This is a genomic window from Streptomyces sp. NPDC093109 (assembly GCF_040701725.1).
Taxonomy (GTDB): domain Bacteria; phylum Actinomycetota; class Actinomycetes; order Streptomycetales; family Streptomycetaceae; genus Streptomyces.
Window position 1 is genome coordinate 37,565 of the sequence record NZ_JBFBEZ010000030.1, and the last position, 20,775, is coordinate 58,339.

The following is a 20,775-nucleotide window of genomic DNA, read 5'->3' on the forward strand; positions in this document are numbered from 1 at the left end:
CGACTTCATGACTGCCCCGGGTTCTTAAACGCTCCGGCGTGCGACATGGGTGGCATTTCAGGGCCCGGAGGCCGGCTACGCCTCCGGGTCCGCTCCTTTTCGGCGGTCACCCCGTCTCCGCGTCCGTACGCGGCGGCCGTCACTGCCGGTATCCGCTCAGGAAGCGGCCGATCCGGCTGATCGCCGCGTCGAGATCGTCCGCGTACGGGAGCGTCAGGATCCGGAAGTGGTCGGGGCGCGGCCAGTTGAAGCCCGTTCCCTGGACCACCTGGATCTTCTCGCGCAGCAGCAGGTCCAGGACGAACCGTTCGTCGTCGTGGATCTTGTGGACCTTGGGGTCGAGCCGGGGGAAGGCGTACAGCGCGCCCTTCGGCTTGACGCACGAGACGCCGGGGATCTCGTTGAGCTTCTCCCAGGCCCGGTCGCGCTGCTCGTGCAGCCTGCCGCCGGGTGCGACGAGTTCCTTGATGGACTGCCGGCCACCGAGCGCGGCCTGAATGGCGTACTGGGCGGGCGCGTTGGGGCACAGCCGCATCGAGGCGAGCATCGTCAGCCCTTCGAGGTAGCTGCGGGCGTGCTGCTTGGGGCCGGTGACGACCAGCCAGCCCGAGCGGAATCCGGCCACGCGGTACGTCTTGGAGAGCCCGCTGAACGTCAGGACGACCAGGTCGGGCGCGAGGGCCGCGGCGGTGTGGTGGACGGCGTCGTCGTAGACGATCTGGTCGTACATCTCGTCGGCGAACACCATGAGCCCGTGGCGGCGGGCGAGATCGAGGATGCCCTCGATGATCTCGCGCGGGTAGACGGCGCCGGTGGGGTTGTTGGGGTTGATGATCACGACGGCCTTGGTGCGGTCGGTGATCTTCGCCGCCATGTCGTCCAGATCCGGGTACCACTCCGCCGACTCGTCGCAGAGATAGTGCACGGCCCGGCCGCCGGCCATCGTGGTGACCGCGGTCCAGAGCGGGAAGTCGGGGGCCGGGATGAGGACTTCGTCGCCGTCCTCCAGCAGGGCCTGCACGGACATGGCGATCAGCTCGGAGGCGCCGTTGCCGAGGAAGATGTCGTCGACGGTGACCTCGGTCAGCCCCAGGGTCTGGTAGCGCTGGGCGACGGCGCGGCGCGCGGAGAGGATGCCGCGCGAGTCCGTGTAGCCGTGTGCCTGGGGCAGCATCCGGATCATGTCCTGGACGATCTCCTCCGGCGCCTCGAACCCGAAGAGCGCCGGGTTGCCGGTGTTGAGGCGCAGGACGCTGTGGCCGGCCTCCTCCAGGGCGTCGGCGTGCTCGATCACCGGGCCGCGGATCTCGTAGCAGACCTCGTTGAGCTTGCTCGACTGCCGGAATTCCATGCGGTGGCCTCCCAGACCTTGTTGCGATACTTGGTTTTACCAAGTGCGAGCTTGGAAAGTCCAACGATATGTCTAGACTGAGTCGCATGCCACGCCGTCGAAGCTACGACCAGTACTGTGCCGCCGCCCGCGCCCTCGATGCCGTGGGTGACCGCTGGACCCTGCTGATCGTCAGGGAACTGCTGGCGGGCCCCCGCCGCTACACCGATCTGCACGCCGATCTGCCGGGTGTCAGTACCGATGTCCTCGCGTCCCGGCTGAAGGATATGGAACGGGACGAACTGGCCACGCGCCGCAAGCTGCCGCCGCCCGCCGCCGCGTACGTGTACGAGCTCACCGAGCGGGGGCGCGGGCTGCTGCCGGTCCTCGGGGCCCTGGCGGAGTGGGGCGCGCCCGCGCTGAGCGAGCGCCGGCCGACCGACGCCGTACGGGCGCACTGGTTCGCCGTACCGCTGCTGCGGGCGCTCTCGGGGCCGGGCGGGCATGTTGATGAGCCGGCGGATGAGCCGTCGGGTGTGCTGGAGGTCCGGCTCGACGAGGGGGTGTTCCATATGCGGCTCGGTGGCGGCCCGGACGCCGGGGAGCGGGTGTACGGAGACGGTCCTGCCGAGCGTCCCGACGCCTGCCTCGTGCTGGATTCGGTGGCCTGCCGCGAGCTGAGCGACGGTTCGCTGACGGTCGCGGACGGGGTGCGGGCGGGGCGGATCGAGGTGTCGGGTGAAGGGGTGCTCGCCAAGGCGCTGCGCGGGGAGTGAGCGGGGGCCGGTGGCGGCGTGTCGCCGTTTCCGGCGAGGAGAAAAGGGGAAGATTCACCCCTGATGTCACATTTAAAGACGTTCGTATCGACCGTGTTCGTGTCGATCGCGTTCGACGCGGTCGCACCGAGGGGATCGATGGGATCGACGGTGGCCCACAGGGTGGGATGAGCGACGATGACGCGACCGCAGGCACCCACGGGGGCGGACACCGCCTCGGCGGTCATCGACGCGCGGGGTGTCGTGGCGCGGTGGAGCGACGGCGCCCGCGCCCTGCTCGGCTACGGCCCGGCGGAGATCGTACGGCGCCCCGCCCGTACGCTCCTCGCCGGTGACGGCTCCGGTGACGGCTCCGGTGGTGACACGGGTGACGGCTCCGCCCGCGCCCGCGTCGACGAAGCCCTGCGCGCCCTGGACACGTCGTCCCGGTGGAGCGGTACGGCGACACTGCGGCACCGCGACGGATCAGCCCGGGACGTACCGCTGCTCGCCCACCGCCGCACCGCGCGCGACGGCGCCGCCGAGTGGTTCGTCGTCTCGCGTCCCGACCGCTCGGCCCTCGGCCCCGGGGCGGACGGCCTGGACGAGGAGCTGCTGGAGCAGTCCTTCGTACAGTCCCCGTGCACGGAGGGGATCTACGACACGCTGCTGCGTGTCCGGCGCCTGAGCGACAGCATGCAGGGGCTGCTCGGCCTGTCGGAGGACGAGGTGCGCGGGCTGCGGCCGACGGAGATCGTTCCCGGCCGCGTGGCCGAGGACACCGAACGGCAGATGCGCCGGGTACTGGAGACGGGGCGGCCGGAGCAGCTGGAGCTCTCCGCGCGCGTCCCCGGTATCCCCGATCACACCCGACGCCTCTTCCTGTCGCTCTCCATCGCCCCGCTGCGCGACGCCGCCGGCGGGATCCGGGGCGTGATCGTGGCGGCGCACGACAGGACCCGGCAGTACCTCACCCGGCAGCGGCTGCTGCTGGTCAACGAGGCCAGCTCCCGGATCGGCACCACCCTCGACATCGGGCGCACCGCGCAGGAGCTGGCCGATGTCGCGGTCCCCGTGCTCGCCGACTTCGTCACCGTCGATCTGCTGCCCACCGTCAGCGACGGCGGCGAACCGCTCCCCGGTCCGCTCACCGGCGACGTCACGCTGCGCCGCGTCGGCGCGGCATCCGTGCTGGAGGGCTGTCCGGAACTGGTGGTGCCGCTGGGGGAGAGCGGTGTCTATCCCGCCTCGTCACCGGCCGCCGAGGCCCTGCGCACCCGGCGGCCGATCCTGGAGACGGTGACGGACCCCGGTATGGCGCGCTGGGAGAAGCAGGCCCCGGGCCGGGCCGCCAAGATGCGGGCGTTCGGGTTCCACTCCACGATGGCCGTCGCCCTCAGCGCCCGCGGCACCACGCTCGGGGTGGCCACCTTCTCCCGTCACCAGCGGCCGGAACCCTTCGAACAGGACGATCTGCTGCTCGCCGAGGAGCTGACGGCGCGGGCCGCCGTCTGCGTCGACAACGCCCGCCGCTACACCCGCGAACGCGGGATCGCCCTCGCCCTCCAGCGCAGCCTGCTCCCGACCGCCCTGCCCGAACACGCCGCCGTCGAGGTCGCCTTCCGGTATCTGCCGACCGACACGGGGGCCGGGGTGGGCGGCGACTGGTTCGATGTGATCCCGCTGTCCGGCTCGCGTGTCGCCCTGGTCGTGGGCGATGTGGTCGGGCACGGCGTCCAGGCGTCCGCGACGATGGGCCGGCTCCGTACGGCCGTCCGCACCCTGGCCGATGTCGACCTCCCCCCGGACGAACTGCTCACCCACCTCGACGACCTCGTCACCCATCTCTCCGCGGAGGCCGAAGCCGCGTCCGAGCAGCGCCAGGACGCCGAGCGCGAGACCAGCGGGGACGTCGGCGCGACCTGCCTCTACGCGGTCTACGACCCGGTCTCCCGCCGCTGCTCGGTGGCGCGCGCCGGACATCCGGAGCCCGCCGTGGTCAGCCCCGACGGGACCGTGACCTTTCTCGACGTGCCCGCGGGACCGCCGCTCGGGCTGGGCGGACTGCCGTTCGAAGCGGCCGAGGTGCGGCTGGCGGAGGGCAGCCTGCTGGCCCTCTACACCAATGGCCTGATCGCGTCCCGCGAGCGCGCGCCCGACGAGTCGCTGTCCGCGCTGCGCGACGCCCTGGCCCGGCCCGCCGCCCCGCTGGAGGAGATCTGCGACACCGTACTGGCCTCGCTGCTGCCCGGCAGGCCGGCCGACGATGTGGCCCTGCTGCTCGCCCGGACGCGCGCGCTCGGCGCGGACCAGGTGGTCACCTGGGAGCTGGCCTGCGATCCCGCCATCGTGGCGGAGGCCCGCAGAAACGTCTCCGCCCAACTGGCCGCGTGGGGGCTGGAGGAGGCCGTCTTCACCACGGAACTGGTGGTCAGCGAGCTGGTCACGAACGCGATCCGGTACGGGGTGGCGCCCATTCAGCTCCGGCTGATCCACGACGGCAGCCTGATCTGCGAGGTCTCCGACGGCAGCAACACCGCGCCGCACCTGCGCCGGGCGCGGGTGTCCGACGAGGGCGGGCGCGGCCTGATGCTGGTGGCCCAGCTGACCCAGAGCTGGGGGACGCGACAGGGGGAGGGCGGTAAGACGATCTGGGCGGAACAGACGCTTCCGGTGGAAGCCGCCGATCTGCTCTGAGCGATGTGGTGGGGGAGTGCTGAGCGGTGCCGGGTTCTGAAGCGATGCCCGGTACTGAGCGATGCCGGCCGGATATCTCCACAACTGACCGGGCGTATGAGCGACGATGACCGGGTGCGATTCGAAGCGATCACCTGGGAGCGGCTGACCGACGCGCTCGCCGAGCGGGTGCTGAAGTCCGGTCCCGCGGACGGCGGTTCCTGGACGCGTGTCGCCGTCGACGGCGCGCCGGCCGCGGGGACCGGCGGCATGGCCGGCGCGCTCGCCGACGCGCTGCGGCTGCGCGGCCGTTCGGTGCTGGTCGTCGGCGTGGCCGGCTTCCTGCGGCCCGCGTCGCTGCGGTACGAGTACGGGCGCGAGGACCCCGACACGTACTACAGCGGCTGGTTCGACACGGGCGCGCTCTGGCGGGAGGTCTTCGGGCCGCTGGATCCCGGCGGTACGGGTCTGGTCCTGCCCGACCTCTGGGACCCGGCCGGCGACCGGGCGACCCGCAGCCCGCGCGTGGCACTCCCGCCGGACGGGGTGCTGGTGCTGCACGGGCCGCTGCTGATGGGCCACTGGTTCCCCTTCGATCTCACGGTCCATCTGCGGCTCTCGCCGGCCGCGCTCCGGCGCCGTACCGAGGCCGGCGAGCAGTGGACGCTCCCGGCGTTCGAACGGTACGAGGCCGAGGTGGACCCGGCGCGGGCCGCCGACGTGGTCGTACGGGCCGACGACCCGCGCCACCCGGCCTGGGGCGGCCCGCAGGGGTAGAGGGCAGTCAGGAAGGGTAGGCGGGGCGCCCGCCCGGGTCGGCTCTCACCTCTGCGGGCGCCCGCCCGGGCCGGCTCTCACCCGGGGCCGGCTCCCACCCCTGCGGGCGCCCGCCCGGGAGGGTGACCGCGTGCGCCCCCGCGCGGCAGCCCTCCGCCGCCGCGCTCGCGGGGGACGCGCCCGCGAGGAGGGCGGCCAGATAGGTGCCGGTGAAGGCGTCGCCCGCGCCCGTCGAGTCGACGGCGCGGGCCGGGACCGGAGGCAGCCGTGCCGTGACGGCGCCCGCGCGCGCCACCAGCGCCCCGGCGTCGCCGAGCGTGACCACCGCGAGCGGGACCCGGCGGCTCAGCTCGGCGGCGGCCACCGCCGGGTCGGACCGGCCGGTGAGGAGTCTCGCCTCGTCCGCGTTGGGGAGAAGCGTTTCCGCGCCCTCGACGGCGGTCAGGAAGCGGTGTACGCCCCACTCCTCGATGAACCCCGCGGAAGCGGGATCCACGCTCACCGGAATGCCCCGCTCCGAAGCCGACTCCATCGCCGCCGCGGCCAGCCCGCGGCTCGAGTCGGCGAAGAACAGATAACCGGAGAGATGGAGCCGGCCGACACCGTCCAGCAGGGACGGCGACCAGTCCGCCGGCGTCAGACACAGGGTGGCGCCGCTGTCGGTGAGCAGCGTGCGTTCGGCGGCGGCGTCGACCAGGCAGATCACCGTACCGGTCGGCTGCCGCTCGTCGCGGACGAGCCGGGCCCGTACCCCTGCGCGCCGCAGCCGCTCCCCGTGCCAGTCGTGGGCGTCCGCGCCCACCCGCGCCAGCAGCCGTACGTCCGCGCAGCCGGCGCGCGCGGCCCAGCACGCCGCGTTGGCCCCGGCGCCGCCCGGCATCGTACGGATCTCGGCCGCCGTGTCCGTACCGTGGGCGAGCGGCGTACGGTAGCGCGCCACGACGTCCGTGACCACGTCGCCGACGACGAGCAGCGCGCCGCCCTCGCTCCCGGGGGTGCCGCCCGCGCGGGCGACGCCTCCAGGGGCGCCACCGGGGGCGCCGCTCACCGGGCCGCCGCGGTCCGCGCGACGGCGATCCGCGCCGCCAGCCGTACGTTGCCGCGCACCGCCGCGAGGTTTGCCTCCAGGGACGCGCCGCCGGTCCGCCGCATCAGCTGGTCCAGCAGGAACGGGGTGACGGCCTGCCCGCCGATGCCCCGCTCCCGGCACGCTTCGAGCGCCTCCGCCAGTACCCGGTCGTGCAGCGCCGGATCCAACTGCTCCGCTTCCGGCACGGGGTTGGCCACGATGACCGCCGACTCCGGGCCGCCGAGCGCGTCCTGCGCGGCCGTCACCGCCGCGGCCTCCTCGGGGGTGTGGACCGTCCAGTCGACCGGCTCGCCCGACGAGGCGAGATAGAAGCCGGGGAAGCGGTCCGTTCCGTAGCCGAGGACCGTGACGCCCAGGGTCTCCAGCCGCTGGAGCGTCGCCGGTACGTCGAGGATCGACTTCACGCCCGCGCAGACGACCGTGATCCGGGTCCGCGCCAGCAGCCGCAGATCCGCCGACTCGTCCTGGGTGTCGGTCCAGCCGCGGTGGACCCCGCCCAGACCGCCGGTGGCGAAGACCCGGATCCCGGCCCGCGCCGCCAGGAACGCCGTCGCGGAGACGGTCGTCGCCCCGCTGGCACCGGACGCGAGCGCGGGTGCCAGATCCCGGTGGCCCAGCTTCCGTACGGAACCGTCCTCGGCGATCCGCTCCAGCTCGTCCTTGACCAGGCCCACCCTGGGCCGGCCGTCCAGCACGGCCACCGTGGCGGGCACGGCGCCCCCTGCCCGTACGAGCGCCTCCAGCTCCTCCGCGACCGCCAGATTGCGCGGTCGCGGCAGTCCGTGCGCGATGATCGTCGACTCCAGGGCGACCACGGGACGGCCCGCGGCGAGCGCCTCACGTACCTCGGGGGACAGGTCGGGTGCGGTGCGGTGCGATGTGGTGTCTGGCATGTCCCCATCCCTGGCACGCGGGGCGCCCGCGCAAACGTCTCCGCGCGAACGTCCGGCGTGCGACGTCCGCGTGTGAACGCCCTTGCCCAGAGGGTCAGTACGCCGTCCAGCGTGATCACCGCCGCGGCCACCTCGCGCGCGCCGAGCAGCTGAGCCGTCAGAACAAGGGCTCGGGATGCACTCCCTCCAGCGCCAGCAGCCGCCGCTTCGTCTCCAGGCCGCCACCGAATCCGCCGAGCCCGCCGCCGCTCTCCACCACCCGGTGGCACGCCACGACCACCGGCAGCGGATTGGAACCCATCGCGGCGCCCACCGCCTGCGCGGCGCCGGGCCGGCCCACTCGCGCGGCCAGCTCGCCGTACCCGACCACCGCGCCGTACGGCACGCCCACGGCCAGCTCCCGCAGCACCTGCCGGTTGAAACCAGAGGAGAGCGACCAGTCCAGCGGCAGCCCGAAGTCCCGCAGTTCGCCCGCGAAGTACGCGGACAGCTCGCGTATCGCCCCGGCCAGCCGGCCCGACGCCGACTCGACCGGCTCGGCGCCCAGCCGGGTCCGCAGCCCGTCGAGCGCCTTCTCCCGCACGGGGCCGTCGGCGTGGAAGACCACGCTCACCAGCCCCCGCTCCGTCGCGGCCAGCAGCAGCGGCCCGATGGAACTCGGCACGACGGCCCACTCGACCGACGGCCGTGACTCCCCGTACTCGTTCATGCCACCACGGTACGGTCCACCACTGACAACGGGCCCCCGCCCCGACCGGCAACGGGCCCGGCCCGGCTCAGCCCACCGCCTCCCGCACCACGTCGGGCCGGTTGGTGATGATCCCGTCCACGCCCATGTCCGCGACCCGCACCGCGCCCGCCGCGTCGTCGACGGTCCAGGTGCTGACCGCGAGCGGCTTGCCGTGCGGGCCCTTCAGCCGGTGCGCCGCTGCGACGTACGCGCCGGTCAGCGAGGTGTGCGCCGGGTTGATCTGGTCCGCGAACGCCGCGTACGCGGGCAGCTCGGTCACCGCCGGTGAGCCGAGGAACCCCGTCGTGATGTCCGGCCGCCGCGTGTGCACCGTACGGACGCTGTCCGCGCCGAAGCTCTGCACGACGAGCCGCCGCGTGACGTGCGCCCGGTCCAGCCAGCCCTCCTCGCGCAGCACCCGCAGGATGTCCCCCTCGATGCCCGGATACCGCTCGGGCCCCTTGATCTCCAGCAGCAGATTCTGCCGGTTGGCCTCGACGGCGCGCAGATAGCGCCCGAGCGTCGGCACGCGCGCGCCCGTCCACTCGGGGCCGAACCAGCCGCCCGCGTCCAGCCGCGCGATCTCCGCCGCCGTGAAGTCACCGACCCGCCAGGGCGCCCGGTCGGGGAAGACCCGCTCCGCGTCCGTGGTCCGGCGCAGCGTCTCGTCGTGGATCACGACCAGCTCGCCGTCCTTGGTGCGCTGGACATCGTTCTCCACCCAGTCGATGCCGAGGGCAGCCGCCGTGTCGACGGCCGCGAGCGTGTTCTCCGGCGCGTACGCGGAGGCGCCGCGATGGGCGATGACCAGCGGAACGGTGATGGCGGAAGGGGCGGGAGAGGTACCCGCCGGAGCCGCGGCGGCGCTCGGCGCCAGGAGCACGAGGGAACCCAGTAACGCGAGTGAGGCAAACGTCATATCGACAAGTCTCCAGGCATCTGTTTGATTCGTGCGTCTGCCGTCCTACCCTCCCGGAACCAGCGCATCCGTACAGTTAGGCACAAGGGGCGAAGGGCACAGACTATGCAGGGCACCATCGACGGATTCAGTTATGGCCTCGTCACACCCGTGGCGGCCTTTCTCATGGCCTGCCTCGGCGCTGCGCTCGGCCTGCGCTGCACCGCGAGATCCCTGCGCACCTGCCGTCCCTGGAAACCCGGCGGACTCGCGCTCGGCGCCGCCACGATCGGCTCCGGCGTCTGGACCATGCACTTCATCGCGATGACGGGGTTCACCGTCGCCGAGGCCCGGATCGGCTACGACGGGCCGACGACCTTCGCCAGCCTGGCCGTGGGCATCGTCATGGTCGGGATCGGGATCTTCATCGTCGGCTACCGGGGCTCGACCCCGATGGCGCTGGGCACCGGCGGCACGATCATCGGCCTCGGCATCGCGACCATGCACTACCTCGGTATGGCCGGGCTGCGGGTGGACGGGCGCGTCGACTACGACACCGGGATCGTCACCCTCTCCGTACTGATCGCCGTCGTCGCGGCGACGGCAGCCCTGTGGGTCATCGTCTCGTACCGCGGCCTGATGGCGAGCGTGGCCGCCAGCCTGGTGATGGGCTTCGCCGCCACCGGCATGCACTACACGGGCATGGCCGCCGTCCATGTCCATCTGGCCGAGAACGTCGGCGCGCCGGGCGGCGAACCCGCCGCCGAGCTGCTTCTGCCGATGCTGCTCGGCCCGGCGGTCTTCCTGCTGCTGTCCGCGGTGGCGATGCTGTTCGACCCCCTCATGGTGACCGGCGGCCGCAAGCGCGGTCGCGCCGCCAAGGCCGCCGCCGACCCCTGCGGGAGCGTCGGCGTCCCCGCCCAGCGGATGCGCCCGTCCTCGCCCCGCCGCGACCTCGCCGACCGGGCCGCCGCCCGCTCGGGACGGGCCCGCCGAGGCTCCCCGGACCTCCACGACTGGTGACCGGCCGGTCGCGGGGACCCGGCTGTCAGTGGGGAGCCGTACGGTGGATCCATGCGGCCCGTTTCCAAGATCGAACGTACGGTGGCGCCTTTCGAGGTCGTCAGCTCCTACCAGCCCAGCGGCGACCAGCCGACGGCCATCGCCGACCTGGAGCGGCGTGTCCGCGCGGGTGAGAAGGATGTCGTCCTGCTCGGTGCGACCGGCACGGGAAAGTCGGCGACGACCGCCTGGATGATCGAGAAGCTCCAGCGCCCCACCCTGGTGATGGCGCCCAACAAGACGCTCGCCGCCCAGCTGGCGAACGAGTTCCGGGAGCTGCTCCCCAACAACGCCGTCGAGTACTTCGTCTCGTACTACGACTACTACCAGCCCGAGGCGTACGTCCCCCAGTCGGACACCTACATCGAGAAGGACTCCTCCGTCAACGAGGAGGTGGAGCGGCTGCGCCACTCGGCGACGAACTCCCTGCTCACCCGCCGCGACGTGATCGTCGTCGCCTCCGTCTCCTGCATCTACGGCCTCGGTACACCCCAGGAGTACGTCGACCGCATGGTGCCGCTCAAGGTCGGCGCCGAGCTGGACCGCGACCAGCTGCTGCGCCGCTTCGTCGACATCCAGTACACGCGCAACGACCTGGCGTTCACCCGGGGCACCTTCCGGGTCCGCGGCGACACCATCGAGATCTTCCCGGTCTACGAGGAGCTGGCCGTCCGGATCGAGATGTTCGGGGACGAGATCGAGGCGCTCTCCACGCTCCACCCGCTCACCGGCGAGGTCATCAGTGACGACCGGGAGCTGTACATCTTCCCGGCCAGCCACTACGTGGCCGGACCCGAGCGGCTGGAGAAGGCGGTCAACGGGATCGAGCACGAGCTGGAGACCCGGCTGGCCGAGCTGGACAAGCAGGGCAAGCTGCTGGAGTCCCAGCGGCTGCGCATGCGCACGACGTACGACATCGAGATGATGCGCCAGATCGGCTCCTGCTCCGGCATCGAGAACTACTCGATGCACTTCGACGACCGGGATCCCGGCTCCCCGCCCAACACCCTCCTCGACTACTTCCCCGAGGACTTCCTGCTGGTCATCGACGAGTCGCATGTCACGGTGCCGCAGATCGGCGCGATGTACGAGGGCGACGCCTCCCGCAAGCGCACCCTGGTCGACCACGGCTTCCGGCTGCCGTCGGCTCTCGACAACCGGCCGCTGAGGTGGGAGGAGTTCCAGGAGCGGATCGGCCAGACCGTCTATCTCTCGGCCACCCCGGGAGCCTACGAACTGTCCCGCTCCGACGGCTTCGTGGAGCAGATCATCCGGCCCACCGGGCTCGTCGACCCGGAGGTCGTCGTCAAGCCCACCGAGGGCCAGATCGACGACCTGGTGCACGAGATCCGCGAGCGCACCGCCAAGGACGAACGCGTCCTGGTGACCACCCTCACCAAGAAGATGGCCGAGGACCTCACCGACTACTTCCTGGAGCTGGGCATCCAGGTGCGCTATCTGCACAGCGACGTCGACACCCTGCGCCGGATCGAGCTGCTGCGCGAGCTGCGCGCCGGCGAGTACGACGTCCTCGTCGGCATCAACCTCCTGAGGGAGGGCCTCGACCTCCCCGAGGTCTCGCTCGTCGCCATCCTCGACGCCGACAAGCAGGGCTTCCTGCGCTCCGGCACCTCACTGATCCAGACCATCGGCCGGGCCGCGCGCAATGTGTCGGGCCAGGTCCATATGTACGCGGACAGGATCACCCCGGCGATGGAGAAGGCCATCGACGAGACGAACCGCCGGCGGGAGAAGCAGACCGCGTACAACACCGAACGCGGGATCGATCCCCAGCCGCTCCGCAAGAAGATCAACGACATCGTCGCGACCATCGCGCGCGAGGAGGTCGACACCGAGGCACTGCTCGGCACGGGCTACCGCAAGGGGAAGGACGGCAAGCCCGGCAGAGCGCCGGTGCCCGCGCTCGCCACCCGGACCGCGAAGGGCGCGAAGGGCGGCGGAACGGGGGCGGTGGTCACCGACCGGCCCGCCGCCGAACTGGCCGGGATCATCGAGGAGATGACCGACCGGATGCGTGCCGCCGCCGCCGAATTGCAGTTCGAGGTGGCCGCCCGGCTGCGCGACGAAGTCGGCGAGCTGAAGAAGGAATTGCGGCAGATGAGAGAGGCGGGACTGGCCTGACACACCGGGACATCCGGTGTGTTGCAAGACCGACACAGATGCCGTGGGGGCCTGCTGCGGAGTCCGCGTCGCTGCGTAGGGTGCTTCGCAACCGCATACGGACGGTTGCGGGGGACCATTCGAAAGGGGACAGCGCGTGGCTGACGTATCCAAGGGCAGTGCGCCCGGGGGGCCCGGGGTCAATCTGACCAAGGGGCAGGCCATCAGCCTGGAGAAGAAGGGCGGCGGCACCCTGACCGCGGTGCGGATGGGGCTCGGCTGGCAGGCCGCGCCCCGCCGGGGGCTGTTCGGCTCCCGTACGCGCGAGATCGACCTCGACGCCTCGGCGGTGCTCTTCGCCGACAAGGAGCCGGTCGACGTGGTCTTCTTCCGCCATCTCGTCAGCGACGACGGCTCGGTGAAGCACACCGGGGACAATCTGGTCGGCGGCGCGGGACAGGGCGGCGACGACGAGGCGATCCTCGTCGATCTGGAGCGCGTCCCCGTCCATGTCGACCAGATCGTCTTCACGGTGAACTCGTTCACCGGCCAGACGTTCCAGGAGGTCCAGAACGCGTTCTGCCGCATCGTCGACGAGACGAACGGCCAGGAGCTGGCCCGCTACACCCTGGACGGCGGCGGCCAGTACACGGCGCAGATCATGGCGAAGGTCAGCCGCTCGGGCGCGGGCTGGCGGATGACGGCCCTGGGCAACGCGGCCAACGGCCGTACGTTCCAGGACCTGATGCCGGCGATCCTGCCGCAGTTGTAGGCACACCGGCCGCACACCATCCCGGCGCGGTCCCCGGCACGGCCCACGGCCGCCGGGGGCCGCGCCGGCGCGACCGCGCCTTCACCACCACCACTGCTGACGAGGAGACAGAGCCCATGACGGCCGAGCTGGTCCGGGGGCAGAACCATCCGCTGCCCGACACCCGGCTGGAGATACGGGTGACGGCCGGCGCCCCCGTCCTGGGCTGCGTCACGCTCGGCGACGAGCACGGCACCACCCCGGACGCCGGCTGGACCGCGCATCCCGGCTCGCCCACCCTGCCCGGTGTCGAGGTCTCCCGCCAGGCCGCCGCCGCGCTGCGCTTCCACATCGACCTGGCGGCCCTGCCCGAACAGGCCCAGCTGGTACGGGTGGTGCTCGCGCTCCCCGAGAGCGCCGCCGGACCCGCCCGCTTCGGCGGAGCCGCCGCACCCTACGCCGCGGTCACCTCCACCGACGGCGCGGAGATCGCCGACTTCACCCTCACCGGACTGGACGCCGAGTCCGCCGTCATCGCGCTGGAGCTGTACCGCCGCCAGGGCGCCTGGAAGGTGCGGGCCGTCGGCCAGGGGTACGCGGGCGGCCTCGCCGAACTCCTCGCCGACCAGGGGCTGCCGCGTGCGGGGGAGACCGCCGCCGGCATCCAGGAGGCGGTCGCCCGGCACCTGGCCGGGGCCGTACAGGCACCCGCTGCCCCCGCACCCGCCCCCGGAGCTGTGAACTACACCCACCCGAACCGCCGCCGCACCGCGCCCGCCGCCGCCCCGGCTCCAGCACCGGAACCCGCTCCGGCCGGTGAGCCGCCCCGGCCCGTCGCGGGCGACGCCACCGGCTGGACCATGGACGAGCGCCTCTACAACCAGGTCTGGGGCATGTTCGAGGACCTGGCCCGTACGGTCGCCGCGTACCGCAGCGCGATGGACTTCGCCCGGTCCCGGCTGGACCGGGAGCTGGACCAGGCCCTCGCCGACCCCCGCCGGCGGGTCGGCGCGGAGGCCGACGCGGCCCGTGCCGAAGCCCGGGGCAGACACGACGAACTGGCCGAGCGGGCCCGCGCCGTCCTCGACCGCGATCTCGACCGGCTCACCGCGGAGTCCGAGGTCGTCGAACCGGCGCTTCCGCCGGCCTACGCGCGCTGGGACAGCCCCGTCTGGCACGCCTACCGCCCGCCCCGGGAGATCCCGATGGCGCTGCGCCTCGGCGATGTCCATCTGCCCGAGCGCCCCGGTCTGCGGATCCCGATGCTCATCAGGCTGCCGCTGGAGCGCGGGCTGTGGGTCGACAGCGGCCGGTCGGGCTCCGCGGCGGCCCCGGCGGACGACGGGCCCCGGCCGGGCCCGTCGGCCATGGACACGGCGGTCACGCATGCCACGCGCCTTCTCGCGGTCTACCCGCCCGGTGAATTCACCGTCCATGTGATCGACCCGGCCGGTTCGGCGACCGCCGCGCTGGCCCCGCTGACCGCTTCCGGCGTGCTCGACGGGCCGCCCGCCGCCGGTGCGGCGGGCGTGGCGTCGGTCCTCGCCAGGCTCACCCAGCGGGTGGATCTGGTGCAGATGGCGGTGCGCGGAGGCGCCGCCGGGGCGCTGCCGCCGGGGCTGGACATCGCCGAGCAGCTGCTGATCATCAATGACTTTCCGCACGGTTTCGACGACCGCGCGGTGACGCAGCTGCGTTACCTCGCCGACGAGGGCCCCTCGGTCGGCGTGCACCTGATGATGGTCGCGGACCGCGAGGACGCCGCCGGTTACGGTCCGGTGCTGGATCCTCTCTGGCGCTCCCTGCTGCGGATCACCCCGCTGCCCGACGATCATCTGGCGGATCCCTGGGTTGGTCATACGTGGACATATGAGACGCTTGGCGTGCCGCCCGGGAGCCGCGTGATGCGCCAGGTGCTGGGACAGGTGGTGGATGCCCGCCGCTCTTGGCGTCGCTGACCTGCGAATTTTGTAGTCCCTTACCTTTTTCTTTACCATTTCTTGGGTTTTGCTGTTACTGTTCTCGGCGTGGACGTTTCTCTGAACTTGTGGGTGCTGACCATCCTTGGTCTGTGCGCCCTGATCGCTGTCGACTTCTTCATCGGGCGCAAGCCCCATGACGTGTCGATGAAGGAAGCCGGCATCTGGACCGTCGTCTGGATCGCCCTTGCCGCGCTGTTCGGCCTCGGCCTGATGGTGTTCGGCACGGGCCAGGCCGCCGGCGAGTTCTTCGCGGGCTTCATCACCGAGAAGTCGCTCAGCGTCGACAACCTCTTCGTCTTCGTTCTGATCATGGCGAAGTTCTCGGTGCCGTCGCAGCTCCAGCAGCGCGTGCTGCTCATCGGAGTGCTGATAGCCCTTGTCCTGCGGGCGGGGTTCATCGCGGCGGGCGCCGCGATCATCGCGAGCTTCTCATGGGTCTTCTTCATCTTCGGCGCGTTCCTGATCTACACCGCCTGGAAGCTCATCCAGGAGGCGCGCTCCGACGACGAGGAGGAGGAGTTCGAGGAGAACCGCCTGCTGAAGTCCGTCGAACGGCGCTTCGGGGTGGCCGACCGCTACCACGGCACCAAGCTCTTCATCCAGGCCAACGGCAAGCGCATCATGACCCCGCTGATGGTGGTCATGCTCGCCATCGGCACCACGGACGTGCTGTTCGCGCTGGACTCCATCCCGGCGATCTTCGGACTCACCCAGGACCCGTACATCGTCTTCACCGCCAACGCCTTCGCGCTGATGGGACTGCGCCAGCTCTACTTCCTCATCGGCGGGCTGCTGCGGAAGCTGGTGCACCTCAGCTACGGCCTGTCGGTGATCCTCGGCTTCATCGGGGTGAAGCTGGTGCTGCACGCGCTGCACGAGACCGGGGTGCATGTCCCCGTGATCTCCACACCGGTCTCGCTGGCCGTCATCTGCGGTGTGCTGGTCATCACCACCATCACCAGCCTGATCGCTTCCAAGAAGCAGGCGGAGCGCGAGGCGGCCGAGGCCGCCGACGGCAAGGACAACATCCAGGTCTGAGCGGCCGGGCGCCGGCGGGGCCGACCAGCCGCGCGCCCGCCGCTACCAGCCGCGCGCCCGCCACTCCGCCAGGTGCGGGCGCTCGGCGCCGAGGGTGGAGTCGTTGCCGTGGCCGGGGTAGATCCACGCCTCGTCCGGGAGGGTTCCGAAGATCTTCGTTTCGAGGCCGTCCATCAGACTGGCGAACTCGACCGGGCCCCCGGTCCGCCCCGGACCGCCGGGGAAGAGGCAGTCGCCGGTGAAGACATGCGGGTGGCCGAACGGGTCGTCGTAGACCAGCGCGATGGAGCCGGGCGTGTGGCCCACCAGATGCACGGCACGCAGCGCGATCTCGCCGACGCGGATCGTGTCCCCGTCCTCGACCGCGACATCGGTCGCCACGGGGATGCCCTCGGCGTCGTACCGCCCGGCGTAGGTGCGGGCGCCGGTGGCCGCCACGACCTCCGCCAGCGCCCCCCAGTGGTCGCCATGACGGTGGGTGGTGACGACGGACGCGATGCCGTCGTCACCGATCAGGGTCAGCAGGGTCGCGGCGCCATGGGCCGCGTCGATCAGCAGCTGCTCGCCGGTGGCCCGGCAGCGCAGCAGATAGGCGTTGTTCTCCATCGGCCCGACGGCCACCTTGGAGATGATCAGGGCGGACAGCTCGTGCACGTCCGCCGGTCCGCCGACCTTCACCGCTCCGCTGTACGTCATACGGTCAGCCTATAGCGGGGGGATGGCCGGAAGGGCGCCGCCCGGGAGGTCGAGCGCGGCCCCGTCACGCCGTCCCGCCAGCCATCCCAGCAGCTCGGGGGCGGGGCCGGAGACGGCGAGCGGCGCTCCCTCGGTGCCGCCGGTGTGCCAGGTGCTGCCGTCCGGCGCCGTCAGTGTCAGCGGCGGCAGGCCGGGGCTACCGGTGAAGCGCTCGGCCAGGAAGCCGATCTCGCGCCCGGTGAAGTCCGCCGGGAGATCTTCGAGGTCGCGGCCGATCCCCAGATCGACATGGTGCAGCTCGATCTCGATCCAGCGGCGGAACGGGACGCGGGAGGCGACGTCCGTGACGCCGTTGCGCAGCGCGACCGTCCGGCCCCAGTCGGCGGTGCGCGCGGCGGTGCGCTGGAACAGGTCCGCGCTGTGCCGTACGTCGGCGAGCTGGACCGCGAGGGGCCGCGGCGCGTCCCGCTCGATGTCCGCGTCGCGGGTCGCGGCGTCCGGATACATCGGCCGGCCTCCGAGCACGTTCGCCAGAGCGTCCGCGTTACGGGCGAGATGCGCCAGCACATGACCGCGGCTCCAGCCCGGCAGCCGTGACGGCGCGGCGGCGTCCGCGTTGTCCAGTGTGGCGACCGCGTCGAGCAGCCGATCCGTCGCTTTCCGTACAGATGCCAGGTCCTGCTCATGATCGGTCATGGCGCGACGATAACGCGGCCACTCGATCGGGTGAAGGTGGCTGGGAGCCGCCGTAAATCGAATGTACGTGCTATAGGCTCGGAAGAGGCATCCTGGCATAGAGGCAATGCCGTCCGGCGTTCCACCACCGGACCCTCCGAGCCGGGCATTCACACCGCCCGGCCCGCGATTCATCCGTCCCGGCGACCCCCGAGATCCGGACCCCACGGTCCGGAGGGGGCTCCGCCCCTGCTCTTCTCCAGAAAGGTGCGGACCGGCGTGGCCGACCGTCTCATCGTCCGTGGCGCGCGCGAGCACAATCTCAAGAACGTCTCGCTCGACCTCCCCCGTGACTCACTCATCGTCTTCACCGGGCTCTCCGGGTCGGGCAAGTCCTCCCTCGCGTTCGACACGATCTTCGCCGAGGGGCAGCGCCGGTACGTGGAGTCGCTCTCCTCGTACGCCCGGCAGTTCCTCGGCCAGATGGACAAGCCCGACGTCGACTTCATCGAGGGGCTCTCCCCGGCCGTCTCCATCGACCAGAAGTCGACCTCCCGCAACCCGCGCTCGACGGTCGGCACCATCACCGAGGTCTACGACTACCTCCGGCTGCTCTTCGCCCGGATCGGCAAGCCGCACTGCCCCGAGTGCTCCCGGCCGATCTCCCGGCAGTCGCCGCAGGCCATCGTGGACCGGGTGCTCGAACTGCCCGAGGGCAGCCGCTTCCAGGTCCTCTCGCCGCTGGTGCGCGAGCGCAAGGGCGAGTTCGTCGACCTCTTCTCCGACCTCCAGACCAAGGGGTACAGCCGGGCCAGGGTCGACGGGCAGACCATCCAGCTCACCGAGCCGCCCGCGCTCAAGAAGCAGGAGAAGCACACCATCGAGGTGGTCGTCGACCGCCTCACGGTCAAGGACAGCGCCAAGCGCCGGCTCACCGACTCCGTCGAGACCGCCCTCGGGCTCTCCGGCGGCATGGTCGTGCTCGACTTCGTCGACCTCCCCGAGGACGACCCCGAGCGCGAGCGGATGTACTCCGAGCATCTGTACTGCCCGTACGACGATCTCTCCTTCGAGGAGCTGGAGCCCCGCTCCTTCTCCTTCAACTCGCCCTTCGGCGCCTGCACCGACTGCACCGGCATCGGGACGCGCATGGAGGTCGACCCGGAGCTGATCGTCCCCGACGAGGACAAGTCCCTCGACGAGGGCGCGATCCACCCCTGGTCCCACGGCCACACCAAGGAGTACTTCGGGCGGCTGATCGGCGGTCTCGCGCAGGCCCTCGGCTTCCGTACGGACATCCCGTGGGCCGGCCTGCCCCAGCGCGCCAAGAAGGCCCTGCTGTACGGCCACAAGACCCAGGTCGAGGTCCGCTACCGGAACCGGTACGGGCGCGAGCGCGCCTACACCACCCCCGCCTTCGAAGGCGCGGTCACCTTCGTCAAGCGCCGCCACACCGAGGCCGAGAGCGACACCAGCCGCGAGCGCTTCGAGGGCTACATGCGCGAAGTGCCCTGCCCGGCCTGCGAGGGCACCCGGCTCAAGCCGATCGTCCTCGCGGTCACGGTCATGGAGAAGTCCATCGCCGAGGTCTCCGCGCTGTCGATCAGCGAATGCGCCGACTTCCTCGGCCGGCTCACACTGAACGCGCGCGACAAGAAGATCGCCGAGCGCGTGCTCAAGGAGGTCAACGAACGGCTGAGGTTCCTGGTCGACGTCGGCCTCGACTACCTCTCGCTGAACCGCGCGGCGGGCACGCTCTCCGGCGGCGAGGCGCAGCGCATCAGGCTCGCCACCCAGATCGGCTCGGGACTGGTCGGCGTGCTCTACGTGCTGGACGAGCCGTCCATCGGTCTGCACCAGCGCGACAACCACCGGCTCATCGAGACCCTGGTGCGGCTCCGGGACATGGGCAACACCCTGATCGTCGTCGAGCACGACGAGGACACCATCAAGGTGGCCGACTGGGTGGTCGACATCGGCCCCGGCGCGGGGGAGCACGGCGGCAGGGTCGTGCACTCGGGCCCCTTGAAGGGGCTGCTGGCCAACAAGGAGTCGATGACCGGCCAGTACCTCTCCGGCAAGCGGTCCATCCCGACCCCGGACATCCGCAGGCCCGTCGACCAGGGCCGCCGGCTCACCGTGCACGGCGCCCGGGAGAACAACCTGCGGGACATCGACGTATCGTTCCCGCTCGGAGTGTTCACGGCGGTCACGGGGGTCTCCGGATCCGGCAAGTCGACCCTGGTCAACGACATCCTCTACACGCACCTGGCGCGCGAGCTGAACGGCGCCAAGTCCGTCCCCGGCCGGCACACCCGGGTCGACGGCGACGATCTCGTCGACAAGGTCGTGCACGTCGACCAGTCGCCCATCGGCCGCACCCCCCGGTCCAACCCGGCCACGTACACCGGTGTCTTCGACCATGTCCGCAAGCTCTTCGCGGAGACGATGGAGGCCAAGGTCCGCGGCTACCTCCCCGGACGCTTCTCCTTCAACGTCAAGGGCGGCCGCTGCGAGAACTGCTCGGGCGACGGCACGATCAAGATCGAGATGAACTTCCTGCCGGACGTCTACGTCCCGTGCGAGGTGTGCCACGGCGCCCGCTACAACCGGGAGACCCTGGAGGTCCACTACAAGGGCAAGTCCATCGCCGAGGTCCTGGACATGCCGATCGAGGAGGGGCTGGCCTTCTTCGAGGCCGTTCCGACGATCGCGCGCCATCTGCGGACGCTCAACGAGGTCGGGCTCGGCTATGTCCGGCTCGGGCAGTCCGCGCCGACCCTCTCGGGCGGCGAGGCGCAGCGCGTGAAGCTGTCGAGCGAACTCCAGAAGCGCTCCACGGGCCGCACGGTCTACGTCCTGGACGAGCCGACGACCGGTCTGCACTTCGAGGACATCAGCAAGCTGATCACGGTCCTGTCGGGGCTGGTCGAAAAGGGCAACTCGGTGATCGTCATCGAGCACAACCTGGATGTCATCAAGACGGCGGACTGGGTCATCGACATGGGCCCCGAGGGCGGCAGCGGCGGCGGTCTGGTCATCGCCGAGGGCACCCCGGAGCAGGTGGCCGGGGAGCCGGCCAGCCACACCGGCAAGTTCCTGCGCGAGATCCTCGACGCCGACCGCATCAGCGACGCGGCACCGGCGAAGAAGACCACGGCCAGGCGGACCACCGCGAAGAAGACACCGGCCAAGGCACCGGCCACGGCACCGGCCACGGCACCGGCCAAGAAGGCCGCGGCCCGCACCCGCCGCGCCTGACGGCCCTCCGGCCGGCCGGTCCCGCGTAGCCCCGCAGCCC

Annotated in this window: 16 protein-coding genes; 9 read left to right on the forward strand and 7 right to left on the reverse strand. The window is 71.6% G+C overall.

Annotation, left to right across the window (positions count from 1 at the left end; translation table 11 throughout):
* Positions 1–139: 139 nt before the first annotated feature.
* The gene (locus tag AB0389_RS26205) at positions 140–1,351 is read right to left on the reverse strand and encodes a pyridoxal phosphate-dependent aminotransferase (protein WP_366397936.1); all 1,212 of its coding nucleotides are present in this window, start codon (positions 1,349–1,351) and stop codon (positions 140–142) included.
* A gap of 86 nt (positions 1,352–1,437) precedes the next feature.
* On the opposite strand from AB0389_RS26205, the gene AB0389_RS26210 reads away from it, so the two are divergent.
* From AB0389_RS26210 to AB0389_RS26220, 3 genes are all read left to right on the forward strand, one after another.
* Positions 1,438–2,106, forward strand: a complete 669-nt coding sequence (locus AB0389_RS26210) for a helix-turn-helix domain-containing protein (RefSeq protein WP_366397937.1) — start codon at positions 1,438–1,440, stop codon at positions 2,104–2,106.
* A gap of 177 nt (positions 2,107–2,283) precedes the next feature.
* Positions 2,284–4,782: a SpoIIE family protein phosphatase gene (locus AB0389_RS26215; protein ID WP_366397938.1), complete on the forward strand. Its 2,499-nt coding sequence runs from the start codon at positions 2,284–2,286 to the stop codon at positions 4,780–4,782.
* A 114-nt stretch (positions 4,783–4,896) separates the two neighbouring features.
* Positions 4,897–5,538 carry a uridine kinase gene (locus AB0389_RS26220; RefSeq protein WP_366397939.1) on the forward strand — a complete coding sequence of 214 codons (642 nt, stop codon included), beginning with the start codon at positions 4,897–4,899 and terminating at the stop codon, positions 5,536–5,538.
* A gap of 7 nt (positions 5,539–5,545) precedes the next feature.
* Here AB0389_RS26220 and AB0389_RS26225 read toward each other — a convergent pair whose 3' ends face one another.
* The 4 genes from AB0389_RS26225 to AB0389_RS26240 all read right to left on the reverse strand — a co-directional run bounded on the left by AB0389_RS26225 (position 5,546) and on the right by AB0389_RS26240 (position 9,170).
* Complete coding sequence (locus tag AB0389_RS26225) at positions 5,546–6,511, reverse strand: PfkB family carbohydrate kinase (protein ID WP_366397982.1); 966 nt, start codon at positions 6,509–6,511, stop codon at positions 5,546–5,548.
* Between the two features lie 71 nt (positions 6,512–6,582).
* Positions 6,583–7,521 (reverse strand): pseudouridine-5'-phosphate glycosidase, encoded by a 939-nt coding sequence (locus AB0389_RS26230; protein ID WP_366397940.1) that lies wholly within the window; start codon positions 7,519–7,521, stop codon positions 6,583–6,585.
* A 157-nt stretch (positions 7,522–7,678) separates the two neighbouring features.
* On the reverse strand, positions 7,679–8,230 hold the full coding sequence (locus AB0389_RS26235) for a methylated-DNA--[protein]-cysteine S-methyltransferase (protein WP_366397941.1): 552 nt from the start codon (positions 8,228–8,230) through the stop codon (positions 7,679–7,681).
* Between the two features lie 67 nt (positions 8,231–8,297).
* Positions 8,298–9,170, reverse strand: coding sequence for a glycerophosphodiester phosphodiesterase family protein (locus tag AB0389_RS26240; RefSeq protein ID WP_366397942.1), 873 nt, complete (start codon positions 9,168–9,170; stop codon positions 8,298–8,300).
* Between the two features lie 105 nt (positions 9,171–9,275).
* On the opposite strand from AB0389_RS26240, the gene AB0389_RS26245 reads away from it, so the two are divergent.
* From AB0389_RS26245 to AB0389_RS26265, 5 genes are all read left to right on the forward strand, one after another.
* On the forward strand, positions 9,276–10,172 hold the full coding sequence (locus AB0389_RS26245) for an MHYT domain-containing protein (RefSeq protein ID WP_366397943.1): 897 nt from the start codon (positions 9,276–9,278) through the stop codon (positions 10,170–10,172).
* A gap of 51 nt (positions 10,173–10,223) precedes the next feature.
* Positions 10,224–12,353: an excinuclease ABC subunit UvrB gene (gene uvrB / locus AB0389_RS26250; RefSeq protein ID WP_366397944.1), complete on the forward strand. Its 2,130-nt coding sequence runs from the start codon at positions 10,224–10,226 to the stop codon at positions 12,351–12,353.
* 136 nt (positions 12,354–12,489) lie between these two features.
* Entirely contained in the window at positions 12,490–13,104 is a 615-nt protein-coding gene (locus AB0389_RS26255) for a TerD family protein (protein ID WP_366397945.1), read from the forward strand.
* Positions 13,105–13,220: 116 nt separating this feature from the next.
* The gene (locus AB0389_RS26260) at positions 13,221–15,041 is read left to right on the forward strand and encodes a TerD family protein (RefSeq protein ID WP_366397946.1); all 1,821 of its coding nucleotides are present in this window, start codon (positions 13,221–13,223) and stop codon (positions 15,039–15,041) included.
* Positions 15,042–15,110: 69 nt separating this feature from the next.
* Positions 15,111–16,103, forward strand: a complete 993-nt coding sequence (locus AB0389_RS26265; RefSeq protein WP_366397947.1) for a TerC family protein — start codon at positions 15,111–15,113, stop codon at positions 16,101–16,103.
* 42 nt (positions 16,104–16,145) lie between these two features.
* Here the strand turns inward: AB0389_RS26265 and AB0389_RS26270 are convergent, their stop codons facing one another.
* Positions 16,146–16,799, reverse strand: a complete 654-nt coding sequence (locus tag AB0389_RS26270) for an MBL fold metallo-hydrolase (protein ID WP_366397948.1) — start codon at positions 16,797–16,799, stop codon at positions 16,146–16,148.
* 9 nt (positions 16,800–16,808) lie between these two features.
* Positions 16,809–17,495, reverse strand: a complete 687-nt coding sequence (locus AB0389_RS26275) for a maleylpyruvate isomerase family mycothiol-dependent enzyme (RefSeq protein WP_366397949.1) — start codon at positions 17,493–17,495, stop codon at positions 16,809–16,811.
* A gap of 258 nt (positions 17,496–17,753) precedes the next feature.
* Here AB0389_RS26275 and uvrA point away from each other — a divergent pair, with 258 nt between their 5' ends.
* Entirely contained in the window at positions 17,754–20,735 is a 2,982-nt protein-coding gene (uvrA, locus tag AB0389_RS26280; RefSeq protein WP_366397950.1) for an excinuclease ABC subunit UvrA, read from the forward strand.
* Positions 20,736–20,775: the final 40 nt, after the last annotated feature.